The organism is Enterobacter sp. 2VL, assembly GCF_005503595.1.
Classification (GTDB): Bacteria; Pseudomonadota; Gammaproteobacteria; order Enterobacterales; family Enterobacteriaceae; genus Enterobacter; species Enterobacter cancerogenus.
Map to the genome: position 1 here is coordinate 235062 of NZ_SCNE01000005.1, position 23206 is coordinate 258267.

Here is a 23206-nt window from a genome sequence, read left to right on the forward strand (position 1 = left end):
TAGCATAAGGCAGCCCAGGAGGATGCGCCTGAGATGTAAAAGATGTGTATAGAGTATTGTGCGCACCGATACCTGGATGACGCCCCTCCCCCACAGGAAGAGGGACGATAGCCGCTAGCGGCCGCCGCGGATCAGGCCGCCCATACCGCGTCGCTCCATAAAGGCCGCAACCTGGTGGCGTACTTCGGTTGCCAGTTGCGCGTCGAGGCTGCGTGCTGCCAGCTCCCGCGCATCGTCAAAATCGATGTGGCGTAACAGGTATTTTACGCGGGCAACGGAACGACCGTTCATCGACAGGTGACGATAGCCCAGGCCGATCAGCACCGCCACACACATCGAATCGCCGGCCATCTCACCGCACAGACGCAGATCGAGGCCATACTGCTCGGCCTCACGGGCGATCATTGCCAGGGCACGGAGCATAGCCGGATGGAGGCTGTCGTAAATACTGGCTACGCGCGTGTTGTTACGGTCGACGGCCAGAATGTACTGGGTTAAATCGTTAGTGCCGACGGAGATAAAATCAACGCGATTGGCCAGCTGTGCGATCATAAAGACCATCGACGGGACTTCGAGCATGACGCCAATCCGGGGTTTAGGGATTGCATAGCCGATCATCTCTTCGACTTCACGCCCCGCGCGCTCAATCAACCGACGGGCCTCGTCGATTTCATCGATGCTGGTCACCATCGGCAGTAAAATGCTGAGGTTTCCCGTCGCCGCATTGGCGCGCAGCATCGCACGGACCTGGATCAGGAAGATCTCCGGCTGATCGAGCGTAATGCGGATCCCGCGCCAGCCCAGGCACGGGTTCTCTTCGCTGATCGGCATGTACGGCAATTGCTTATCGGCACCAATGTCCAGGGTACGCAGCGTCACCGGTTTGTCATTAAACATCTGCAGCATGCCCTGGTACTGCGCCACCTGCTCCTCTTCGGAGGGGAAGCCGCTCTGCAACATGAAAGGAATTTCGGTGCGGTACAGGCCAATGCCGTCGATACGGCTGCCAAGCTTCTCTTCGTGTTCAGGGCTTAAGCCCGCGTTGAGCATCACCTTGACGCGCTCGCCGCTTTTGAGCTGCGCGGGCAGGTTGACGTCGTCTTCCGCCAGCTTGCTTAATTCGTTCTCTTCACTGATTAACCGCTGATATTCCTGAAGCAGCACCGGCTCCGGGTCAACTAACAGCTCACCGCGGTAGCCGTCCACAACCAGGGTGCGCCTGTGCAGGACTGAGGGCTGGATATCCGCGCCCATCACGGTCGGGATGCCCAGCGCACGGACCATGATGGCCGCATGGGAGTTGGCCGCGCCATCGCGCACGACAACGCCCGCGAGCCTGTCCTGCGGCAGTTCAGCCAGCGTCGTTGCCGACAGCTCATCGGCCACCAGCACAAAGCGTTCAGGCCAGGCATTTGCGCCCTGATTGGTATCGTCGAGATGGAACAGCAGTCGCTGCCCCAGCGTGCGTAAATCCCCCGCGCGCTCCTTAAGATACCCGTCCGTTAATGACGCAAACTGCTCGGCAAACTTTTCGATAACCTTTTTTACCGCCCACTCCGCGACCGCGCCTTTATCAACTTCGGCAAACAGTTCACGCCGCAGACGCGCATCGGAAAGCAGGTGGGAGTAGAGGTCAAAGATGGCCGCCGTCTCTTTTTGCGCACCTGCAGCAAAACGCTTGCTGTAGCGACGAAACTCGTTCGCCGCCTCTTCCAGCGCAGCGGTGAGGCGTTCACGTTCGAGCGCTTCGTCAAGCGTTGAGGCCTCGTACACCTGCTCCATCAGCGGCAGGGTCGCATCCATCCAGCCTTCCGCAATCGCTACACCAGGCGAGGCCGGGAGCGCGCGTATGCGCGTATGGCGATACTGACCAAAGAGCGCAGCCAGCTGAGACTGCGACAGGATCGCCGCCATCTGCGTTGCCAGCGTAACCAGAAACGACTCTTCGCTTTCATCGTACTGTCGAAGCTCGCGCTGCTGAACCACCAGTACGCCAAGCAGCTGACGACGCTGGATGATAGGTACGCCAAGGAATGCGCGGAAACGCTCTTCTTTAACGGAGGGGATGTATTTGAAGCTGGGGTGTTTTTGCGCATCGGCAAGGTTGATAGGTTCAGCGAGGCGCCCAACCAACCCAACGATGCCTTCATCAAACGCAAGCGTGACGGTACGGCCACGTGGTTTTTTTAAACCACGGGTCGCCATCAGGTAATAACAGCGTCGGTCATGGTCGGCCAGATACACCGAACAGACGTCGGTTTCCATCGCAAGACAGATGTCAGTGACCAGGATATTCAACGCCTCGTTGAGGCGAGGCGCACTGGCCACCTTTTCGACTATTTCTCGCAAGCGGGTGAGCATGATTTGCGTAGCTTAACCTCTTTTACGTCGCCAGGCAGGTGCACTCTGCGGCTTAGGAGGCGTCTCCTGAAGCTGCATCACAACACTTGCAAACTCTTTCATCACCCTGCGGTATACATCGCGCTTAAACGACACGACCTGACGAACAGGATACCAGTAGCTTACCCACCGCCAGCCATCGAACTCAGGCGTACTGCTGGTTTGCATGTTGATATCCGAATCGTTGCCCACCAACTGCAGTAGAAACCATTTCTGTTTCTGGCCGATACAAACCGGCTTTGTGTCCCAACGCACCAAACGTTTCGGTAACTTGTAACGCAACCAGTTGCGGGTCGAAGCCAGGATACGCACATCCTTTCGGCTTAAACCGACTTCTTCAAACAGCTCCCGGTACATCGCTTGTTCTGGGGACTCCCCTGGGTTGATCCCGCCTTGCGGGAACTGCCAGGAGTGCTGACCATATCGTCGTGCCCACATGACCTGGCCCTGACGATTACAAATTACGATTCCTACGTTCGGGCGGTAGCCATCGTCATCAATCACCGGACTACCCCAATATAAACCTTATATATGAATGATTGTTTCACACTACAGGGAGGCGGTAAACCACTCTCTTACGGGCCTGTAACCTAATAACATTTGAATAACTCACAAAATTCACGGGAGTTATAAACAGATGAGGCACCGTAAAGCCAATTTTATTCACCTTTTCTGTGGATATAGTTGTGAAGAAGTATGGAATTACCGATGGACAACCTTCATGCATCGAAAAAGCGCCACAGACAGCCCTCCTGATAAGCGATTTAATTTCATCATGTTACATCCAAAACCATGGCCTGAAAACAGGATAACGTGACGATCGTCACACCAGAGATCCTCCCACTGATGAAAGATCGAGCAGCGTCGGTTTTATCCACAGATTGTGCCAATAAGTTAGTCACAATTTGTGTGAAAATTCGATTTTCGTCGCACGTCAAGGCTGTAAATTGAAACAGTAGTGAGGGTTATTCCCAGTTATCCCATTTTTCTGTGGATAACATGGTGTAAGATCCTGTTCATTGTCAGTGACCAGTTTTGAACAACCTGTTTTTGCCGCGCCATTTGCCTTTTTAAAACTGACAAAATAACCTATAAATCATGGACATGGCATTGTTACCCAGAAATCGGTAAACTCTATCCACATGCCCCCATTTATCCGCTCATTTTTTAACCAGATGGATGTATTTATGATTTCGCTTGCGCCACTGACCTCTCCTCCTGGAAGTGAAGCTCAACTGCTGCATCAGGCGCAGCGTCTGGCGGGCTATTCGCTTGGGGAACTTGCGGCTATGGCGGGGTTAGCCATTCCGGGGGATCTCAAGAGAGATAAGGGGTGGATCGGTATGCTGCTGGAGCTGTGGCTCGGGGCAAGCGCAGGCAGCAAGCCTGAACAGGATTTTGCCGCGCTGGGCGTAGAGCTAAAAACCATCCCTATAGACGGTCAGGGCAGGCCGCTGGAAACCACTTTCGTGTGCGTTGCCCCGTTAACCGGTAACAGCGGCGTGACATGGGAAACCAGCCACGTACGCCACAAGCTAAAGCGCGTGCTGTGGGTGCCGGTAGAGGGAGACCGGCAGATCCCGCTGGCGGATCGACGCGTGGGCGCGCCTCTGCTGTGGAGTCCCAGCGAAGAGGAAGATCGTCAGCTGTCACAGGACTGGGAAGAGCTGATGGATATGATTGTTCTTGGTCAGGTGGAGCGCATCACCGCCCGACACGGCGAGGTGCTACAGATCCGCCCGAAAGCGGCGAACAGCAAAGCCCTTACCGAGGCAGTCGGCGCGCGGGGTGAACCGATCCTGACATTACCGCGCGGCTTTTATCTCAAAAAGAATTTCACCGGGGCGCTACTCGCTCGCCATTTCTTACTGAATACATAGCTTTTTAACCATTTTTGCGCTCTACCTAACACAATCGACTGGTTTTTAAGATTTTACCGCTTCCTCCTGACGAAATATCAGGTTATTACTACACTATGATTTGATACGAGCCAGGTGAGGACGATAACGATGAAAAAATGGGCAGTGATAATCTCGGCAGTGGGTTTAGCGTTTGCGGTATCGGGTTGTAGCAGCGATTATGTCATGGCGACAAAAGACGGGCGTATGATTTTGACCGACGGTAAACCTGAAGTCGACGACGATACCGGTCTGGTGAGTTACCGTGATCAGGCGGGCAACAACCTGCAGATTAACCGCGACGAAGTCTCCCAGATTATCGAGCGTTAAACGATTAAGGTCAGTAACCTGCTGGCCTTTTTGATTTTTCCCTTCCCCTTTTGCTTCCCCTCTGCCATGTTTATATTCCTTTGTCGGGAGGTTCCTGACGCGGTCTACATGTCTAATGAAGGAAGCCGGCTATGCATTATCACCGTATCCCCCACAGCGCTCTGGAAGTCAGTCAACTGGGGTTGGGCACGATGACATTTGGTGAACAAAACAGCGAAGCCGATGCCCATGCACAACTCGATTATGCCGTCAGCCAGGGCATTAACCTGATTGACGTGGCAGAGATGTACCCTGTCCCTCCCCGTCCGGAGACGCAGGGACTTACCGAAACCTACGTCGGTAACTGGCTGGCGAAACGCGGTAACCGCGAAAAGCTGATCCTCGCCTCTAAAGTCAGCGGCCCGTCGCGCAATAACGACGCAGGGATCCGCCCCAACCAGATCCTCGATCGCAAGAACATCCGTGCCGCTCTGGATGCCAGCCTCAAGCGCCTGCAAACGGATTATCTCGATCTTTACCAGGTACACTGGCCGCAGCGTCCAACCAACTGCTTTGGCAAACTAGGCTACAGCTGGAATGAGAGCGCTCCTGCCGTGAGCCTGCTCGACACGCTGGAAGCGCTGACGGAGTGCCAGCGCGCGGGCAAGATCCGCTACATTGGCGTCTCGAACGAAACGGCGTTTGGCGTGATGCGTTACCTCCACCTGGCGGACAAGCACGATCTGCCGCGTATTGTGACCATTCAAAACCCCTACAGTCTGCTGAACCGCAGTTATGAAGTTGGTCTGGCCGAAGTGACGCAGTATGAAGAGGTGGAATTACTCGCCTATTCCTGTCTGGGGTTTGGCACGCTGACGGGCAAATACCTGAATGGGGCAAAGCCCGCCGGTGCGCGTAATACCCTTTTCAGCCGCTTTACCCGCTACAGCGGTGAGCAGACGCAAAAAGCGGTTGCTGCCTACGTGGATATAGCGAAACGTCACGGACTCGATCCCGCGCAAATGGCGCTGGCGTTTGTGCGCCGTCAGCCGTTTGTGGCCAGCACCCTGCTGGGCGCGACCACCCTGGAACAGCTGAAAACCAATATTGAGAGTTTCCACCTGAACCTGAGTGAAGAGGTGTTAGCGGAGATTGAAAGGGTGCATCAGGTTTATACCTACCCTGCGCCGTAGCCCGATGCTTTTGCCCGGTGGCGCTCCGCTTACCGGGCCTACAAGTGCACAACCGTAGGCCGGGTCAGGCGAAGCCGTCACCCGGCAATATCTATCAACGGCGACGCTGCCAGAGCCACAAGCCTGCAATCGCCAGCGCAAACAGCGCGCCAAACCCGATGCCAATCCCAACCACTGGTGCACCCGCTTTAACCGCCAGCGAGTAGAGCCCCAGCATCAGCAGCATCGCCATGTTTTCGCCCAGGTTTTGCACCGCAATCGCATTCCCCGCGCCGACCGTCTGCTTGCCGCGCGCCTGCAGCAGCGCGTTCAGCGGCACCACGAAGAAACCGCCCAGTATCCCGATCAGGATCAGCAGTGCGTAGGCGGGCAACAACGCGTGTTGAAGCGAGAAGAACAGAACGCCAACGCCGATCAGGATCCCCGCAGGCATACAGCGCGCCACGGTCTCGAGCGTTACCAGCTTCGCCGCTGCGCCCGCGCCGACGACAATCCCGACGGCGACCATTGCGTTAAGGTAGGTAGGCGTCGCGTTGTCCACAATCCCCAGCGCCACCGGAACCCACAGCACCAGCAGGAAACGCAGGGTCACGCCCGCCCCCCAGAACATGCTGGTGCCCATCAGCGAGAAGCGCGTTTCGCCGTTACGCCACAGCACGCGACAGGCATTAAAGAAACTCCCGGTCATCGGCGCGAAACGCCAGGATTGCCCCGGACGCGCCACCGGCAGTTTGGGAATGAACAGGTTGGCCACCACCGCGCCGCCGTACACCACTGCACACACGCCCAGTGCCGCCAGCACATGCCAGTCCGCCAGTACCCCGCCGGCCACCGAGCCGAGCAGGATCGCCGCAATGGTGGATGACTCCATCAGGCCGTTGGCTTTAACCAGCTTATCACCTGTCGTCAGTTCGCCCAGAATGCCGTATTTCGCCGGCGAGTAAGCGGCCGCGCCAACGCCCACCAGCGTATAGCCGATAAACGGGTTGATACCAAAGCAGATACTGGCCGCGCCCAGCAGCTTCAGGCCGTTCGCAAACATCATCACCCGGCCTTTCGGGAAACTGTCCGCGACCTGCCCTACAAACGGCGCAAAGATAATGTAAGCACCCACAAACACCATCTGGAGGACAGGCTGACTCCAGTCGGGGTAAAACTCAGCTTTTAACAGCGCCAGGGTCGCGAACAGTAAGGCATTGTCCCCGAAGGCAGAGAGAAACTGGGCGGCCGTGACCGCCAGCATGCCTCTCGACCAGAGGGAGGTGTTAGTGTGTACTGACTCACGCATTTTGCTGTTCTGCCTCTTCAACCATGCCTTTGAGGGTCACGAAGTCGGGCTTGCCGCTGCCCAGGACCGGAAGTTGCTTGAGATAACGAATGTCGCGCGGCACCGCCAGTTCAGGAATGCCGTGCTCGCGCGCATGCTTAAGCAACTGCTCGCGCTTCAGCTCGCTGTCGGTGGTAAAGAGCACCAGCGCTTCGCCTTTGCTGGCATCGCTTTTCACCACGGTGGCGTGCAGCTTATCGGCAGAGACCGCTGTCGCCAGCATCTCCACCATTTCCAGAGAGACCATCTCCCCGGCAATTTTGGCAAAGCGTTTTGCCCGGCCCTGGATCTGCACAAAGCCCTGAGCATCAAAGCGGACGATATCGCCGGTGTCGTACCAGCCGGCCTCTGTTTCACCGGCAACGTTTTCCGCCGTCGGGGCTTCGAGGACGCCCGGGTTTTCCACACGCAGGTAACCGTTCATCACATTCGGCCCTTTCAGCTGCAGTCGGCCGCCCTCTTCAATACCCGGTACCGCCAGCAAGCGAGCGTCCATTCCCGGCAGAATACGCCCAACCGTGCCAGGCTTCGCCGCCATCGGTACGTTGATGGAGACCACCGGCGCGCACTCCGTCACGCCATAGCCTTCGAGGATGCGCAGGCCAAACTTGTCCTGCCAGATCTGGCGCGTGCTCTCCTGCAGTTTTTCCGCCCCGGCGACGACATACCGCACCCGGAAGAAGTCATACGGGTTGGCAAAACGCGCGTAGTGGCCGAGGAAGGTGGACGTCCCGAACAGCACGGTGCAGTTACGGTCATACACCAGCTCCGGCACGATGCGGTAGTGCAGCGGGCTTGGGTAAAGGAACACCTCCGCGCCGGTCAGGAGCGGCGTAAAAAGCCCAACCGTCAGGCCAAACGAGTGGAACAGCGGCAGGGCCGACATAAAGCGATCCTTCGCCGTAAAGTCGGCAATGGTTTTGATCTGCTCGACGTTAGCCAGAATGCTTTTATGGCTGTGCACCACCCCCTTCGGATTGCCTTCCGAGCCAGAGGTAAAGAGGATGATCGCGTCATCTTCCGGCTGCTGTTTCACCTGCGCCAGGTGCGGCATCAGCAGGTGAGCAAAAATCCACAGCTTGTCGCCGGGGGTGACGTCGGCTTTCAGATCTTCCAGGAAAACCCAGCGCACCTGCGTGAGCTGCTCCGGCAGGTGCCACAGCTTGCCTTTGTCGAGGAACTGGCGAGACGTAAACACGGTTTTGATTTGCGCAGCGGTAATTGCGCTGGTCAGCCCTTTCACGCCCGCCGTGTAGTTCATCATTGCCGGGATACGGCCACGCGACACCGCGCCAAAAATGACCGCCGCGCTGATGCCTGCGTTAGGCAGCATCAGGCCAATTTTTTCACCCTGCTTGCTGTACTTCTCGAGGATGCGGCCAACAAACAGTGTTTTCGTCAGCAGCTTGCGGTAGGTGTCCGGCGTAAAGTTAACATCTTCGATGCAGTTTTTGTTCGCACCGTAGCGGTACTGGGCCGACAGCAGCGATTCGTAGAGCGTTTCGCGCGGGCGAATGGCCATGCGCGCTTCCATCATAATCTGGTGCAGCATTTCACCAGCGATTTTGCGGCGATCCCGCGCGCGCGGCGCCTCGGGCATCGGCAATGAGGTCGGAGGAAGAATATGCAAGGTGATGGCGGGGAACAGTCGCTGCTTCACGAGCCCTTTCAGGCGGCTGAACCGGGTAAGCTCGGCACCTTCAATGCGCATCGGCACCACGGTGGCCTTTGACTTTGCGGCAACAAACCCCGCGCCGTCGTAGATTTTCATCAGCGAGCCGGTCACCGAGATCCGCCCTTCCGGGAAAATAACCACCGGACGCCCCTGCTCAACCAGGCGCACCAGGTGTTTGATCATCATCGGTTTTGTCGGGTCGAGCGGCACAAAATCAATCAGCGGCGCCAGCCAGCGCATAAACCACTTTTCGCTGATGGAGCTGTAGACCGCAAAAACCGGGCGCACCGGCAAAAACAATGCCAGCAGAATGCCGTCAATAAAGGAGACGTGGTTTGGCGTGATCAGCACGCGTTCGCCAAAAAACGCCTGCGGATCGCCGGTTACGCGAATACGAAAGAGGATACGGAACAGTGTACGGAAGAACCCAAAAAGCATCTCAACTCCCTTTGCCAGCCAGTGTGGAGGGTGACTAAATGGTGGCAGATTACACGAGAAGTCGTTAGGGAGCGACAGCAAAAAAAGAGGCAAAAAAAAACCTGCGCATCCGCGCAGGTTGGTGCAAGAGATGAGTACGAAACCGTACTAAGAATTCTCACCAATCAATACCTCTGGGATCTTGATTGTGGCTGTTCACCCTGTGCTTCGCCACCTGGAAAACGCAAAGGAATGAGCCTAAGTGCAACCAGGTGTGAATATTTTCTGTTGCTGTTACAGGTTGAACTTACAGGCAAAAAAAAACCTGCGTAAAACGCAGGTTGGTGTAAATCGTGTTAATCAACCGGAGTTGATACCACCTATCAATACCTCTGGGATCTCGACTCTATCAACCCACTCCGGGACTCTGCTATCGGACAATCGCAACAGCCTGAGGCAAAGTGTAACTAAAGGTTCAGAATCACACGGCTTTGACATGACTCTGCGTGTAACGATTACACCGTCCGGGGTGGTCTGGGTCACGTTTGTTGAGGCGTCCCGCCTGCTCCCCTTGAATGCGCGCCACTTTTCCGCAACACTGTTTACGTGTAAACGCTTACCCCAAATAAGAAGGTATTGAATGGCGACAATAAAGGATGTGGCTCGTCTGGCCGGTGTTTCCGTCGCGACCGTCTCGCGCGTGATCAATAACTCCCCGAAAGCCAGCGATGCATCACGCCAGGCCGTGCAGGACGCCATGGAAAACCTGAATTATCACCCCAACGCCAACGCGCGTGCGCTTGCCCAGCAGTCTACCGAGACGATCGGGCTGGTGGTGGGCGATGTCTCCGACCCTTTTTTCGGCGCCATGGTCAAAGCCGTGGAGCACGTCTCTTACCAGACGGGCAATTTTCTGCTGATCGGCAATGGCTATCACAACGAGCAAAAAGAGCGCCAGGCCATTGAACAGCTGATGCGCCACCGCTGCGCGGCGCTGGTGGTCCATGCAAAAATGCTCCCCGATGCCGAACTGATTCATCTGATGAAGCAGATCCCCGGCATGGTGATCATCAACCGTATCATTCCCGATTTTGAAGAGCGCTGCGTGGCTCTGGACGACCGCTACGGCGCGTGGCTCGCAACGCGTCACCTTATTCAGCAGGGCCATACCCGCATCGGTTACCTCTGCTCCAACCACCCCATCTCCGATGCCGAAGATCGTTTGCAGGGCTATTACGACGCGCTGCGCGAACACGGTCTGCCGTGCAACGACCGGCTGGTGGCGTATGGTGAACCCGACGAGAGCGGCGGCGAGCAGGCCATGACGGAACTGCTGGGCCGCGGGCGCAACTTCACGGCCATCGCCTGCTATAACGATTCGATGGCCGCCGGTGCGATGGGGGTGTTGAATGACAATGGCGTTGAGGTGCCGGCTGAAATTTCGCTGATTGGTTTTGATGATGTGCTGGTGTCGCGCTACGTTCGCCCTCGCCTGACCACCGTGCGTTACCCGATCGTCACCATGGCGACCCAGGCCGCCGAGCTGGCGTTAGCCCTGGCAGAGAATCGCCCGCCGCCGGAAATTACCCATCTGTTCAGCCCAACGCTGGTGCGCCGTCACTCCGTAGTCCCCCCGGCAGAGGCATCCGAGGCATAGCGGTAGAGGTGAACCCTTTTGTCAGGGTATTCGAGCGCGTCACCGATGTATTGCCAGCCGTAGCGTTCGTAGAAGTCACGGCAGGCAGACCAGAGGTGCAGCTCAGTAAACCCGGCCTGCGCGGCATAGGCGATGACATGCCGCTGCAGTTGCCCCGCCAGGCCTTGTCCCCGCGCCGCCTCGTCGACGTATAGCGCGGCGAGCCACGGGTATAGATCCTGACGGCTGATCAAGTCGCAGCGCCACAGCCCGACCGTGCCCAGCAGGTTGTCTCCGTCGACAGCGATAAAGGTGAGCGGCAACGCATCGGGCGTCTGGCTATGGTCGACAATGCTCTGGAAAAAGGCGCGCGGCAGTCCGTCGCCAAACGCCTGCCAGATCCAGTCGGTTACCCGGTCCGCAAACTGCGGCGCGGCGTATAGCGGCAGAATGTTCACACCAGCTTACCCTGAAAAATAGGCACCGATTCAAAGAGATACCCGTCAAAATCGGGCGCGTCTTCATCGGACAGCTCCAGCAGGCTCTTTTTCACATTCTCAAGATGCTGGAACATCGCCTGCCAGGCGCCCATCACATCCCGGCGGCGCAGCGCAGCGAGAATGGTTTGCCTGTCGCCCAGCCATTTCAAGCGCCAGGCCCGGCTGGCAATATGGACGTTAAACTGCTGCCACAGTGGGCTGCTGTCCATGTGATGCCAGACGCTCTCGACGGTCGCCAGCAGCATCTGGTTTTGCGTGGCCCCGGCCAGCACCAGATGGAACATCTTGTTGTTGTCCTGACTGTTATCGTCCGCGGCAATCGCCCGCTGTTCCTGTTCGATTATCCGGCGCAGATTGTCGATATCCGCCCGCGTTGCCATTTTGGCGGCAAACGCGGCGATATTGCTTTCCAGCAGCTGGCGCGCCTGAAGGATCTCAAACGGGCCGACGTCGCTGTTAAGAAAGCGCTCTTCCTCGTTTTCGTGCTCCTCAGGAATACGCATGACATAGACGCCAGACCCCTGGCGGATATCCACGGTGCCCTGCAGCTCAAGCATCAGCAGCGCTTCCCGCACGATGGTGCGGCTCACGCCGTAGGTTTCGGCAATGTTGCGCTCGGGCGGCAGACGCGACCCAACGGGATAGTGCCCCTGGATAATTTGCGTCCGTAAATCCTCGCCAATTTCCTGGTACTGTTTTTTTTCCGGCAGGATGACAGCCTTATCCACGTGATCACCTGTGATTGTCAGTTAATGCGCAGGCCGGGCATCCTCCCGGCCAGTTTGTGCGCTATTTTATCAGAACCCGCACGCTTTTCGCCTACTTCCATTCATCATCAACCGTGAGCGTGAGCTCGCGCGCATCGCGCAACTGCCGGAACCAGGCCGCCGATTTTTTCGCACGCCGGGCGCGATTGTCGTTGAGATCGATCTCAATCAGTCCATAGCGGTTTTTGAACGCGTTCATCGGAGAGACGTTGTCGGTAAACGCCCACAGCATATAGCCGTGACAATTTGCCCCCTCTTCGCGCGCCAGCAGCGTGTAATAGAGGTGCTCGCTGATAAAATCGATGCGGTAAGAGTCTTCGATAATGCCGTCACTGTTGCGAAACTGCGCTTCGTTCTCCACGCCCATTCCGCTTTCCGCCACGAACCAGTCGATGTTGCGATAGTCTTGTTTAATTCGCATCGCCATGTCGTAGATAATGCGTGGGTATATCTCCCAGCCGCGGGAGGCATTCATCCGCCGCCCCGGCAGTTCGAACGGCTCATAGTAGTACGCCGGGTGGAACGGCGTCTCCGGGTGCCAGGCGCGGGAAGGCGCTTTCACGCGGTGCGGATAGTAAAGGTTGATGCCCAGTTCATCGACGGTGTTGTCGGCAATCAGCGCCAGTTCGTCTGCGGTGTAATCCCACTGAACCTGATGCTGCTCCAGCAGGGAGAAAAGTGCCTGCGGATAGCGCCCATGGACCAGCGGATCAAGGAACACGCGGTTATAAAACAGGTCGTACATCTCTGCGGCGCGCACGTCATGCGGCGCGCGCGAGCGTGGATAGGTCACTTCCGGGTTGAGGATGCACCCTACCGTCCCCCGATAACCCTTGTCACGAAACAGCTTCACCACCTTTGCCGTCGCCAGCACCTTGTGGTGGTTCCACTGCATCCATGTGCCGGTATTCTGCTCATAGGGCCAGCGCAGGGCGTCGAGATAGACGCGGGTTTGTACCACAATGGGCTCGTTGAAGGTAAACCAGCGGCTGACCTTGTGGTGATAGCGTTCAAACACCTTTTCGGCATAACGCGTGAACAGCTCAACCACGTGCTTTGACGCCCAGCCGCCATAGGTCTGCAGCAGTACGCCCGGCAACTCGTAGTGCTCAAGGCAGATCATCGGCTCAATGCCCTGACGGTGCATCTCATCGAATAGCGCGTCGTACCAGGCCGCGTACTCCTCGTCTACCGTTGCGTTTTCGTAGTCGGTGAGAAAGCGTGACCAGTTGATTGAGGTGCGGTAGTGCGTTAACCCCGCCGCCTTCATCAGCGCCACGTCTTCGCGAAAGCGGTTGATAAAGTCGGTGGCCACGGCCGGGCCGTAGCCGTTATGCCAGACGTGTCGGTCATTTTTATACCACAGATCGATCCATGAATCCTGCCCCGCTTTCTTGCCACTCCAGCCTTCGGTTTGCCAGGCTGAGGCCGCCGCGCCAAGAATGAAATCCTGCGGTATCGTCATCTTTTTTATGCTCATAGCGTCCTCAAGCGTTGTCGGTGGCGTGTTGCAGCGCGGCCTGCTCTGCGCGGCGCGAGGCAATCTTCACAAACGGCAGGTAGATCAGGACGGCGGTGACAATACAGATAAGCTGGGTCACCACCGCCCCCATTGAGCCTGCCGTAGAGAGCCAGGCGTTAATCAGCGGCGGCGTGGTCCAGGGCACCATCACCACTGCCTTACCGGCAAAACCGGTCACCGTGGCAAAGTAGCCAATCGAACCGGTCACCAGCGGAGTGATGATAAAGGGAATGGCGAGGATCGGGTTGAGCATGATTGGCATACCGAAGATCACCGGCTCGTTGATGTTAAACAGGCCCGGCCCGATAGAGAGCTTGGCGATCTCTTTCATCTCTTTGCGTTTAGTGGCGATCATCACGGCGATCAGCAGGCCGATGGTCAGGCCGGAGCCGCCGATGCTCATGTACACATCCCAGAACGGCATGGTGATGATGTTCGGCACCTCTTTCCCCTGCTCGAACGCGCTCATGTTAACGGTGATCGCCCCCAGCAGCAGCGGCTCGCGGATCGGTTTGATCATCTGGTTGCCGTGAATGCCGATCACCCAGAACAGCTGAGCCACGAACATCAGCAGCAGGATGCCAGGCAGGCTCTGCACCACGCGCTCCAGCGGCTGTTGCACCACCTGGTACACCGCGTCGTAGAGGTACATGCCGGTGGTTTGATGGAAAATAAAGCCAAAGGTCGCAATGGCCGTGGTGGTAATAATCGCCGGGATCAGTGCGGAGAACGAGGCCGCCACGTTAGGCGGTACGGTATCCGGCATCTTAATTTTTAGCCCTTTACGGTTTTCCAGCCAGCAATACACCTCTACGGAAAGAATGGCGATAAACATGCCGAGGAACAGGCTTCGGGTATCGGAGAACTGGCGCAGCAGCACGTCTTTCACCACGTGCATTTCGCCGTCCACCAGCATCTCGACCGTCGTCGGCGTAACGCAGATAAAGCAAATCACCGCCAGCAGCCCCGGGAACAGCGACTTGATGCCGTTAATGCGCCCCAGCTCCACGCCGATGAGAAACACCGCGCCAATGTTGAGGAAGTTCAGCGTGGCGTAGTTCAGCGCGCTGGTGATGGGCTTAAGTGCGGCGAGAAACGACAGCGACTGGAAGCTGGCCAGGCCGTTTTTCGGATCCAGTACCATGTTGGAGATCAGCACGGAGAAAGCCCCCACGATGATGACCGGCATGAGGGTGATAAAAGCGGATTTGATCGCCATGATATAGCGATAGCTGTTGAATTTGGTGGCGAAACTGCCCAGAGCGTCGATCAGTTTTTCCTGTAATGCCATAAGGTAATACCTCAGTAAAAGGGCTTTTATTGAAAAAGGTGTACAGCCGGCTACTATTGGCATACCAAAAATAGACGCATGACGGTTTTTGTTCTGTGATTCGGCTCTCAGTGCCGCCAGAGGTATTCCAGATTGCGATTTACTACCAATTTGGCATACCACTTACAGGTGATTATTCCGTTCAGGCAGATCGTTACCGAAAAGCGTGATCGTGATGGGGGTTTTGCCCTTGCCGCGTCGCTTATGCGCCGTGGGGTCTGTGTTAAACTGCAGGGCATTACGTGGAAGCAGGAATTACTCATGGCAACAATGCTGGATGTCTCATTACGCGCGGGCGTGTCGAAAGCCACCGTATCGCGCGTGCTGAACGGCACGGGTCAGGTTAAAGAGAGTACGCGTCAGCAGGTGTTCACCGCGATGGAAGAGCTGGGCTATCGCCCGAACTTTCTCGCGCGTTCGCTGGCGAACCAGACCAGCAACAGCATTGGTCTGGTGGTCTCCACCTTTGACGGTTTTTACTTTGGTCGCCTGCTGCAGCAGGCCTCCCGGCAGACCGAAACGCACGGCAAGCAGCTGATCGTCACCGACGGTCATGATGCGCCCGAGCAGGAAGAGCAGGCCGTTCAGATGCTGGCGGATCGCAAGTGCGACGCCATCGTTCTCTATACACGCTACATGAGCGAAAAGGCGATCATGAAGCTCATCAACACGGTGCAAACCCCGCTGGTGGTGATCAACCGTGAGGTTAGCCAGGCGGCGGATCGCTGCGTATTCTTCGAGCAGCAGGATGCCGCGTTTAAAGCCGTGGATTACCTGATAAGCCAGGGCCATCGCGAAATCGCCTGCATCACCGTTCCCATTCATACTCCTACCGGTAAAGCCCGCCTGATGGGCTACCGCAAAGCGCTGGAGAAGCACGGCATCCGTCTTGACGAACGACGGATTAAATACGGCGATGCGGGAATGACGCGGGGTTATGAGCTGTGCAAGGAGCTTATCGCCGATGCCGTGCCGTTCAGCGCGCTGTTTGCCTGTAACGATGATATGGCGCTGGGTGCGTCCAAAGCATTACACCAGGCCGGGCTGAAGATCCCGCAGGATATTTCGCTGTTTGGGTTTGATGATGCGCCGAGCGCGAAATGGCTGGAGCCCGCGTTGTCCTCGGTTTATCTGCCGATCGACAACATGATCGTCACTGCTATCGATCAGGCGATCCGGCTGGCGAAGAACCAGCCGGTGGAGGCGATCCCGCCGTTTACCGGCACGCTGGTCTTGCGCGACTCGGTGACGACGGGGCCGTATTTCACTCAGAACAGCTCCAGCGCCAGCAGTTCCTGAATGGTCTGGCGGCGACGGATCAATCGTGCCACGCCGCGATCAAACAGCACTTCCGGCAGCAGCGGGCGGCTGTTGTAGTTAGAGGACATCGACGCCCCGTACGCGCCGGTATCGTGCAGCACCAGATAGTCACCCGGCTTCACTTCAGGCAGCGCGCGGGTTTCCACTTTACCGCCCTCCTGCTGGGTGAACACGTCCCCGGATTCACACAGCGGACCGGCGACCACCGTCTCCACGCGCGGTGCGTTCAGCAGATCGCGCCCGTCGGCGGCGAGTGCCGTAATGTGGTGATAGCTGCCGTACATGGACGGGCGCATCAGATCGTTAAAGCCCGCGTCGATCAGCACAAAATGGCGCGATCCCATCTCTTTCACGCTGCGCACCTGCGCCACCAGCACGCCGGACTCCGCCACCAGGAAACGCCCCGGCTCAATTTCCAGCTTCACCGCGTGGCCCAGGTGGGCCGCAATTTTGTCGCGCGCGGCGCTCCACAGGCCGTAATAGTGATCGGTATCGATCGCCTCTTCGCCTTCGCGATACGGAATGGACAGGCCGCCCCCCGCGGAGATCGCCTCCAGATCCTGACCACACGCCAGCACCTGATCCACCATTGCGCCACACACCTGCTCAAGATGACCGTAGTCCACGCCGGAGCCGATATGCATGTGAATGCCAACCAGCTTCAGGCCGTAGCGCTGCAGTACCTCCAGCGCGGCAGGGAGATCGCCATGCCAGATCCCGTGCTTGCTGTTCTCGCCGCCGGTGTTGGTTTTTTGACTGTGGCCGTGACCGAAGCCTGGGTTGACCCGCAGCCAGACGCGATGGCCTGGTGATACCTGTCCCAGCTGCTCCAGCATATCCACCGAACCGGCGTTAACGGGAATGTGCAGCTCATGAACGCGGGCGAGGGTTGCGTCGTCGATCAGATCGGCGGTGAACACAATCGCGTCGCTGTCGGATTGCGGATCAAACCCGGCCGCCAGCGCGCGCTCGATTTCGCCCAGCGAAACGGAGTCTACTTTTACGCCCTGTTCACGCATCAGTCGCAAAATATGAATATTGGAGCAGGCTTTTTGGGCGAAACGCACCACGTCAAACTGATGAAGGGCGGCAATTTTCTCGCGAATAATCTGTGCGTCATAGACCCACACCGGGCAGCCAAATTCAGCGGGCAGGCGCAGCAGGTTGTCGGCGTTCAGATCGGTATCGGTCTGGTTGAGCGAGCGTGGCATGGTGGTACTCCGGATTATGACTGTTTTGTCCATTACGCCACAGCCGGAAGAGAATAAAAAATATCGTTTTGTCGCGAGTCTATGCAAAAATGATATGGATAACGCTCAACGTTCAGGTGACTTATGCCCGCCGTTAACCTCCGCCACATCGAGATTTTTCACGCCGTGATGACGACCGGTAATCTCACCGAAGCCGCACAGATGCTGCATACCTCCCAGCCGACGGTCAGCCGCGAGCTGGCGCGGTTTGAGAAAGTGCTGGGGCTGAAGCTGTTTGAACGCACACGCGGCAGGCTGCACCCGACGGTGCAAGGGCTGCGTCTGTTTGAGGAAGTTCAGCGCTCCTGGTACGGGCTGGATCGCATTGTCAGCGCGGCGGAGAGCCTGCGCGAGTTTCGCCAGGGTGAGCTGTCTATCGTCTGCCTGCCCGTCTTTTCCCAGTCCTTTTTACCCATGCTGTTACAGCCCTTTCTTGCCCGCTATCCCGAGGTCAATCTCACCATCGTGCCGCAGGAGTCGCCGCTGCTCGAAGAGTGGCTCTCTGCACAGCGTCACGATCTGGGCCTGACGGAAACGCTCGCCACGCCCGCCGGTACGGAACGCACGGAGCTGCTGGCGCTGGACGAAGTGTGCGTGTTGCCCGAAGGGCATCCGCTGGCCGCAAAAGAGGTGCTGACGCCTGCGGATTTCCAGGGGGAGAATTACATCAGCCTGTCGCAAACCGACAGCTATCGACAGCTGCTGGATACGCTGTTTGCCGAGCATCAGGTGAAGCGGCGGATGGTGGTAGAAACGCACAGCGCCGCCTCAATTTGCGCCATGGTGCGCGCAGGCGTGGGTATTTCGGTGGTGAACCCGCTCACGGCGATGGACTATGCCGGAAGCGGCATTGTGATCCGCCGCTTTAGCGTTTCCGTTCCGTTTACCGTGAGCCTGATCCGCCCGCTGCATCGCCCGGCGTCCGCGCTGGTCGAGGCTTTCACCGAACATTTAATTGAGCACGCGCGTCAGGTGGCGCTTCGCTTACCTGACCTACAGAACCCCTTATGACAGCATAAATTCCACCGCATCTGCGGCATGAATGGCGGCGGTATCAAACACCGGGATCGGGCTTTGCTCCACGGGAACCAGCAGGCCGATTTCGGTACAGCCGAAAATCACCCCTTCCGCCCCCTGACGCGCAAGCTTCTCAATGACGCTGACGTAATACGCGCGCGAGGTTTTGCTGAAGGTGCCAAGGCACAGCTCCTCAAAGATGATCTGGTTGATGCGCCCCCGATCGGCTTCGTCCGGGATCAGGCTTTCAATGCCAAACGCGCTTTCTAAGCGGCCCCGGTAGAAATCCTGCTCCATGGTATAGCGCGTGCCCAGCAGCGCCACGCGCGACATCCCCGAAGCGGCAATCGCCCGCCCGGTCGCGTCGGCAATGTGCAGGAACGGCAGCGCACAGCGCGTCTCAATGTGGGACGCCACTTTGTGCATGGTATTGGTACAGAGCATGATCCCCTCTGCGCCCGCACGTTCCAGCCCGAGCGCCGCCTGCGCCAGCATCTCTCCGGCTTTATCCCACTCCCCGCGAGACTGGCAGGCTTCAATGTCGTGGAAATCCACGCTGTGCAGCAGGAGGCTTGCCGAATGCAGTCCGCCCAGGCGTTGCTTGACCCCTTCATTAATCAGACGGTAATAGGGAATGGTCGATTCCCAACTCATGCCACCTAACAGACCGATCGTTTTCATAGACTCTCCTTAATGTTGCTCCCAGTGAAGCAAACTTGTGATCCTGTTTCCAGTTCTTTAGCAGCGCGTTTCTTTTTCATTTCTGCTGGGATAAATTAAATGAAACAATGTTTCACATTAAACCAAGGCGGAGATATGTTTGTTTTCCATAAAGAGACGATGCTGGACGATCTGGGCAACGGTGTCACGCGACGCATTCTGGCTCATAACGGTAAGATGATGGCGGTTGAGGTTAATTTTGAACAGGGCGCCATTGGCCCGATGCATAACCATCCGCATGAGCAGCTAACCTATGTTCTCTCCGGTGAGTTTGAGTTCACCATCGGGGAAGAGAAACGCGTAGTGACGGCGGGCGATACGCTGTACAAGGAGCCGCATGTAATGCACGGCTGCGTGTGCCTGAAACCCGGCACGCTGCTGGATACCTTCACGCCGGTCCGCGAGGATTTCCTGAAATAAAAAGGGGCGCTGAAACAGCGCCCCTTCTCGTTATTACCGCAGGTTTATTCCGTGACCGGTTCAGGCAGCGGAGCGCGTGCAATCATGGCGCCGCGCAGCAGCACGCTGCCGCAGGCAAACAGGCCGCCAACCAGCGCGGCAAGAATCACAATCAACGCTTTACCCGGGCCGTCTTTTTTCACCGGCATTGACGGAGTAAGCTGATATTTAAACGGCTCCAGCTTGACGTCTTCAACGGACAGGTTTTGCAGCTGGGCCAGCAAGTATTCGCGGTTCTGGAAGTCGGCGTTCAGCTCGGCAACGTCTTTGAGGTTCTTTTCAATCTGCAGCTTTTGCGCGATACCGTCCGCCCCGAGCGCAACGGAATAATCCGGGTCATCTTTCACTGCCTGACCATTGCTGTAGACCGGTTTTTTGATGCCGGCCGCGTTCGCCACTTCCAGCGAATAGTTAAGACGCTGCAGGTTAGTGTTATGCAGATTGGTCAGACGCACGCGATCCAGCGCCAGCTGCTGCTGCACCACTTTCGTTTTCAGCGCGATCTGGTTACGAATATTCTGCATCGTCTCCTGCTCAACGATATGGGTGATATAGTCAACGTAGCCCTCCAGCACCGTCTGCGCGTCACCTGCCGTCGGCGCGGTAAAGCTCAGCGTCCAGGAGACGTACGGCGCTTTATCCGCATCTTTCGCCAGGGTGTTATCCGTCGCTTTCATTTTTTCAGAGATATTCACCACCGCGCGGTGCAGTTCCAGCGGGTCCACGTTGGTGCCTTCCAGCTGCGACATCACATACGGGGAGTTCTTCATGTACTCTTCGAGCAGCGTCTGCGACTGAAACTTTTTGATGAACATATTAAATACGTCAGGACGGTCGACCTTCACGTCCACATCCAGTACCTGCAAGGCCACCATCATCTGTCGCAGCGGGTTCCACTGCGTCTGCTCGGCAGGGGTGATGACGGCTTTACTGGTCCACTTTTGCGGCATGAGATACGCAATGGCCAGGCCCGCCAGGGCAAAGGTAAACGTAATGGCAATGATGCGTTTTTTCGCCGCCAACAGGACGTCCAGCAGTCCCAGAAGGTCAATCTCTTTTGCGCTGTGAGCCGGGGAGGTATAGCGGGGAAAATCGAGGTCCGTATTTTTCTTGAAGTCCATTGCTGACATAACCGTTCTTCTTTTTAAGAGGCAGTAAATTTCTGCTCGATGGGTTCTCGTGAATCGATGATACAAGAAAGTAAGAATTATCTGAACGCGAGATTAGTCTAACTGTACACCGACTATCAGAATTAGTAGTTACCCTGTTCACAATTTCGTTGTTAATTATCCCTCCCTCATTTTTCGGCCTTCCGCCTCAAAACTGGGTTCTGGGGCTTACTGAAAAGTCAAAAATGCCACCGCCCTCACCTTATTGAAACACCGTTTCGACATTGATCACATTTCCATCATTAAGCGAATGACGCGGAAATAAATCGCAATAAAATAAATTAAAACGATGTTTTAGTATTCAAAAACGGCGGTTCGTCTCTTTTGAAACTAAACCCGCGCGCAGCGAGCATAGCTCAACAAAATCCTTAAAAAACAATATTTCATTGAGTACAGCCGAGACGCGCAGCCCTAAGCATTCTCGCTCATGCCGCACTTAACAGGCGTGGGCGCGGTAACGAAACGCAGATTCCGTTTTAAACCATCGATCGCCAGGTAGGTATGTATGAATGAAAACAAGCTGCTGGGGTTAGCGTGGATATCGCCCTACATAATTGGGCTGATACTCTTTACGGCTTTCCCTTTTGTCTCATCGTTCTTTCTCAGCTTTACGGATTACGATCTGATGAGCCCGCCGGTGTTTAACGGCATTGAGAACTATCGCTACATGTTTACCGAAGACACGCTCTTCTGGAAATCAATGGGCGTGACGTTCGCGTATGTATTTTTAACCATCCCCTTAAAGCTCGCGTTTGCATTAGGAATAGCGTTTGTTCTGAACTTTAAATTACGTGGCATCGGATTCTTCCGTACCGCCTACTATATTCCCTCTATTCTCGGCAGTTCCGTCGCCATTGCGGTGCTCTGGCGCGCGCTTTTTGCCATTGATGGCCTGCTTAATAGCTTTATCGGGGTGTTTGGTTTAGACCCGGTGAACTGGCTGGGCGAGCCGTCTCTGGCGCTGATGTCCGTGACGCTGCTGCGCGTCTGGCAGTTTGGCTCCGCGATGGTCATCTTCCTCGCGGCGCTGCAAAACGTGCCGCAGTCGCAGTATGAAGCGGCGATGATCGACGGGGCGTCAAAATGGCAGATGTTCATGAAAGTGACCGTGCCGCTGATTACCCCGGTGATTTTCTTCAACTTCATCATGCAGACGACCCAGGCGTTCCAGGAATTTACCGGGCCATACGTCATCACCGGCGGCGGGCCAACCTACTCGACCTACCTGTTCTCGCTCTACATCTACGACACCGCGTTTAAATACTTCGACATGGGGTACGGGGCGGCGCTGGCGTGGGTTCTGTTCCTGGTGGTCGCCGTCTTTGCCGGTATCGCCTTTAAGTCGTCGAAATACTGGGTGTTCTACTCCGCCGATAAAGGAGGCAAAAATGGCTGATATCCAACAACTCTCCACGGCGAGAAGCGTCGCCGAGCGCGAAGTGGCGCGCACCCTGCGCAAAGAGAAGATCAACGCCAGCATTCGCTACGTGATCCTGCTGTTTGTCGGCCTGCTGATGCTTTACCCACTGGTGTGGATGTTCTCGGCGTCGTTCAAACCGAACCACGAGATCTTCACCACCCTGAGCCTGTGGCCTGCCCACGCCACCTGGGACGGCTTCGTTAACGGCTGGAAAACCGGGACCGAGTACAACTTTGGCCATTACATGCTGAACACCTTTAAGTATGTGATCCCCAAAGTGATCCTGACCATTATCTCCTCCACCATCGTGGCGTACGGCTTTGCCCGCTTCGAGATCCCGTGGAAGAAGTTCTGGTTCGCCACGCTCATCACCACCATGCTGCTGCCGAGCACCGTGCTGCTGATCCCGCAGTACCTGATGTTCCGTGAAATGGGCATGCTGAACAGCTATATGCCGCTGTACCTGCCGCTGGCCTTCGCCACGCAGGGGTTCTTCGTGTTCATGCTGATCCAGTTCCTGCGCGGCGTGCCGCGTGACATGGAGGAAGCCGCGCAGATTGACGGCTGTAACTCCATTCAGGTGCTGTGGTATGTGGTCGTGCCGATTCTGAAGCCTGCCATCATCTCCGTCGCCCTGTTCCAGTTTATGTGGTCCATGAACGACTTTATCGGGCCGCTGATCTATGTCTACAGCGTGGATAAATACCCGATTGCACTGGCTCTGAAAATGTCCATCGACGTCACCGAAGGGGCGCCGTGGAACGAAATTCTGGCAATGGCGAGCATCTCCATTTTGCCATCCATCATCGTCTTCTTCCTGGCACAGCGCTACTTCGTCCAGGGCGTGACCAGCAGCGGAATTAAAGGTTAAGAGGGA

Annotated in this window: 20 protein-coding genes and 1 pseudogene; 10 read left to right on the forward strand and 11 right to left on the reverse strand. The window is 56.6% G+C overall.

Annotation, left to right across the window (positions count from 1 at the left end):
- Positions 1–114: 114 nt before the first annotated feature.
- Both ptsP and rppH read right to left on the reverse strand, forming a co-directional pair.
- On the reverse strand, positions 115–2361 hold the full coding sequence (gene ptsP / locus FFS28_RS14300) for a phosphoenolpyruvate--protein phosphotransferase (RefSeq protein WP_006178310.1): 2247 nt from the start codon (positions 2359–2361) through the stop codon (positions 115–117).
- Positions 2362–2373: 12 nt separating this feature from the next.
- On the reverse strand, positions 2374–2904 hold the full coding sequence (gene rppH / locus FFS28_RS14305) for an RNA pyrophosphohydrolase (RefSeq protein ID WP_003862791.1): 531 nt from the start codon (positions 2902–2904) through the stop codon (positions 2374–2376).
- A gap of 454 nt (positions 2905–3358) precedes the next feature.
- On the opposite strand from rppH, the pseudogene FFS28_RS21830 reads away from it, so the two are divergent.
- From FFS28_RS21830 to FFS28_RS14330, 4 genes and pseudogenes are all read left to right on the forward strand, one after another.
- Positions 3359–3436 (forward strand): annotated as a pseudogene (locus FFS28_RS21830) (hypothetical protein); the annotation flags it as partial.
- A 151-nt stretch (positions 3437–3587) separates the two neighbouring features.
- A complete protein-coding gene (gene mutH, locus FFS28_RS14320) occupies positions 3588–4280 on the forward strand; it encodes a DNA mismatch repair endonuclease MutH (protein WP_058608555.1) in 693 nt (230 codons plus the stop codon).
- 129 nt (positions 4281–4409) lie between these two features.
- Positions 4410–4628, forward strand: a complete 219-nt coding sequence (locus FFS28_RS14325) for a YgdI/YgdR family lipoprotein (protein ID WP_006178316.1) — start codon at positions 4410–4412, stop codon at positions 4626–4628.
- Between the two features lie 131 nt (positions 4629–4759).
- On the forward strand, positions 4760–5800 hold the full coding sequence (locus FFS28_RS14330) for an NADP(H)-dependent aldo-keto reductase (protein ID WP_088208608.1): 1041 nt from the start codon (positions 4760–4762) through the stop codon (positions 5798–5800).
- A gap of 94 nt (positions 5801–5894) precedes the next feature.
- On the opposite strand, the gene lplT is transcribed toward FFS28_RS14330, so the two are convergent.
- Positions 5895–7088: a lysophospholipid transporter LplT gene (lplT, locus tag FFS28_RS14335; protein WP_137849881.1), complete on the reverse strand. Its 1194-nt coding sequence runs from the start codon at positions 7086–7088 to the stop codon at positions 5895–5897.
- Entirely contained in the window at positions 7081–9240 is a 2160-nt protein-coding gene (aas, locus tag FFS28_RS14340; protein ID WP_137849882.1) for a bifunctional acyl-ACP--phospholipid O-acyltransferase/long-chain-fatty-acid--ACP ligase, read from the reverse strand. Before aas ends, lplT begins: the two co-directional genes overlap by 8 nt.
- Positions 9241–9859: 619 nt before the next feature.
- On the opposite strand from aas, the gene galR reads away from it, so the two are divergent.
- Positions 9860–10876: an HTH-type transcriptional regulator GalR gene (gene galR / locus FFS28_RS14345; protein WP_137849883.1), complete on the forward strand. Its 1017-nt coding sequence runs from the start codon at positions 9860–9862 to the stop codon at positions 10874–10876.
- On the opposite strand, the gene FFS28_RS14350 is transcribed toward galR, so the two are convergent.
- The 4 genes from FFS28_RS14350 to FFS28_RS14365 all read right to left on the reverse strand — a co-directional run bounded on the left by FFS28_RS14350 (position 10837) and on the right by FFS28_RS14365 (position 14935).
- Entirely contained in the window at positions 10837–11313 is a 477-nt protein-coding gene (locus FFS28_RS14350) for a GNAT family N-acetyltransferase (protein ID WP_102890263.1), read from the reverse strand. The two genes, galR and FFS28_RS14350, sit on opposite strands and share 40 nt — an antisense overlap.
- Positions 11310–12083 carry a GntR family transcriptional regulator gene (locus tag FFS28_RS14355; RefSeq protein WP_006178324.1) on the reverse strand — a complete coding sequence of 258 codons (774 nt, stop codon included), beginning with the start codon at positions 12081–12083 and terminating at the stop codon, positions 11310–11312. Before FFS28_RS14355 ends, FFS28_RS14350 begins: the two co-directional genes overlap by 4 nt.
- 91 nt (positions 12084–12174) lie before the next feature.
- Positions 12175–13602 (reverse strand): glycoside hydrolase family 1 protein, encoded by a 1428-nt coding sequence (locus FFS28_RS14360; protein ID WP_137849884.1) that lies wholly within the window; start codon positions 13600–13602, stop codon positions 12175–12177.
- Positions 13603–13609: 7 nt separating this feature from the next.
- Positions 13610–14935, reverse strand: coding sequence for a PTS sugar transporter subunit IIC (locus FFS28_RS14365; protein WP_006178326.1), 1326 nt, complete (start codon positions 14933–14935; stop codon positions 13610–13612).
- A 300-nt stretch (positions 14936–15235) separates the two neighbouring features.
- Here FFS28_RS14365 and FFS28_RS14370 point away from each other — a divergent pair, with 300 nt between their 5' ends.
- Positions 15236–16273 carry a LacI family DNA-binding transcriptional regulator gene (locus FFS28_RS14370; protein WP_006178327.1) on the forward strand — a complete coding sequence of 346 codons (1038 nt, stop codon included), beginning with the start codon at positions 15236–15238 and terminating at the stop codon, positions 16271–16273.
- Here FFS28_RS14370 and lysA read toward each other — a convergent pair.
- Positions 16243–17505: a diaminopimelate decarboxylase gene (gene lysA / locus FFS28_RS14375; protein WP_137849885.1), complete on the reverse strand. Its 1263-nt coding sequence runs from the start codon at positions 17503–17505 to the stop codon at positions 16243–16245. The two genes, FFS28_RS14370 and lysA, sit on opposite strands and share 31 nt — an antisense overlap.
- A 123-nt stretch (positions 17506–17628) precedes the next feature.
- On the opposite strand from lysA, the gene FFS28_RS14380 reads away from it, so the two are divergent.
- Positions 17629–18555: a LysR family transcriptional regulator gene (locus FFS28_RS14380; RefSeq protein ID WP_088208601.1), complete on the forward strand. Its 927-nt coding sequence runs from the start codon at positions 17629–17631 to the stop codon at positions 18553–18555.
- Here the strand turns inward: FFS28_RS14380 and FFS28_RS14385 are convergent.
- Positions 18550–19242, reverse strand: coding sequence for an aspartate/glutamate racemase (locus tag FFS28_RS14385; protein ID WP_137849886.1), 693 nt, complete (start codon positions 19240–19242; stop codon positions 18550–18552). The genes FFS28_RS14380 and FFS28_RS14385 overlap by 6 nt on opposite strands.
- 135 nt (positions 19243–19377) lie before the next feature.
- Between FFS28_RS14385 and FFS28_RS14390 the strand changes: the two genes are divergently transcribed.
- On the forward strand, positions 19378–19701 hold the full coding sequence (locus FFS28_RS14390; protein ID WP_137849887.1) for a cupin domain-containing protein: 324 nt from the start codon (positions 19378–19380) through the stop codon (positions 19699–19701).
- 44 nt (positions 19702–19745) lie between these two features.
- Here FFS28_RS14390 and wzz(fepE) read toward each other — a convergent pair whose 3' ends face one another.
- Positions 19746–20870 carry an LPS O-antigen length regulator Wzz(fepE) gene (gene wzz(fepE), locus FFS28_RS14395; RefSeq protein ID WP_137849888.1) on the reverse strand — a complete coding sequence of 375 codons (1125 nt, stop codon included), beginning with the start codon at positions 20868–20870 and terminating at the stop codon, positions 19746–19748.
- A gap of 544 nt (positions 20871–21414) precedes the next feature.
- Here wzz(fepE) and FFS28_RS14400 point away from each other — a divergent pair.
- Positions 21415–22305: a carbohydrate ABC transporter permease gene (locus tag FFS28_RS14400; protein WP_137849889.1), complete on the forward strand. Its 891-nt coding sequence runs from the start codon at positions 21415–21417 to the stop codon at positions 22303–22305.
- Positions 22298–23200, forward strand: a complete 903-nt coding sequence (locus tag FFS28_RS14405) for a carbohydrate ABC transporter permease (RefSeq protein ID WP_006178334.1) — start codon at positions 22298–22300, stop codon at positions 23198–23200. The genes FFS28_RS14400 and FFS28_RS14405 overlap by 8 nt, the downstream gene beginning before the upstream one ends.
- The last annotated feature ends 6 nt before the right edge of the window (positions 23201–23206 follow it).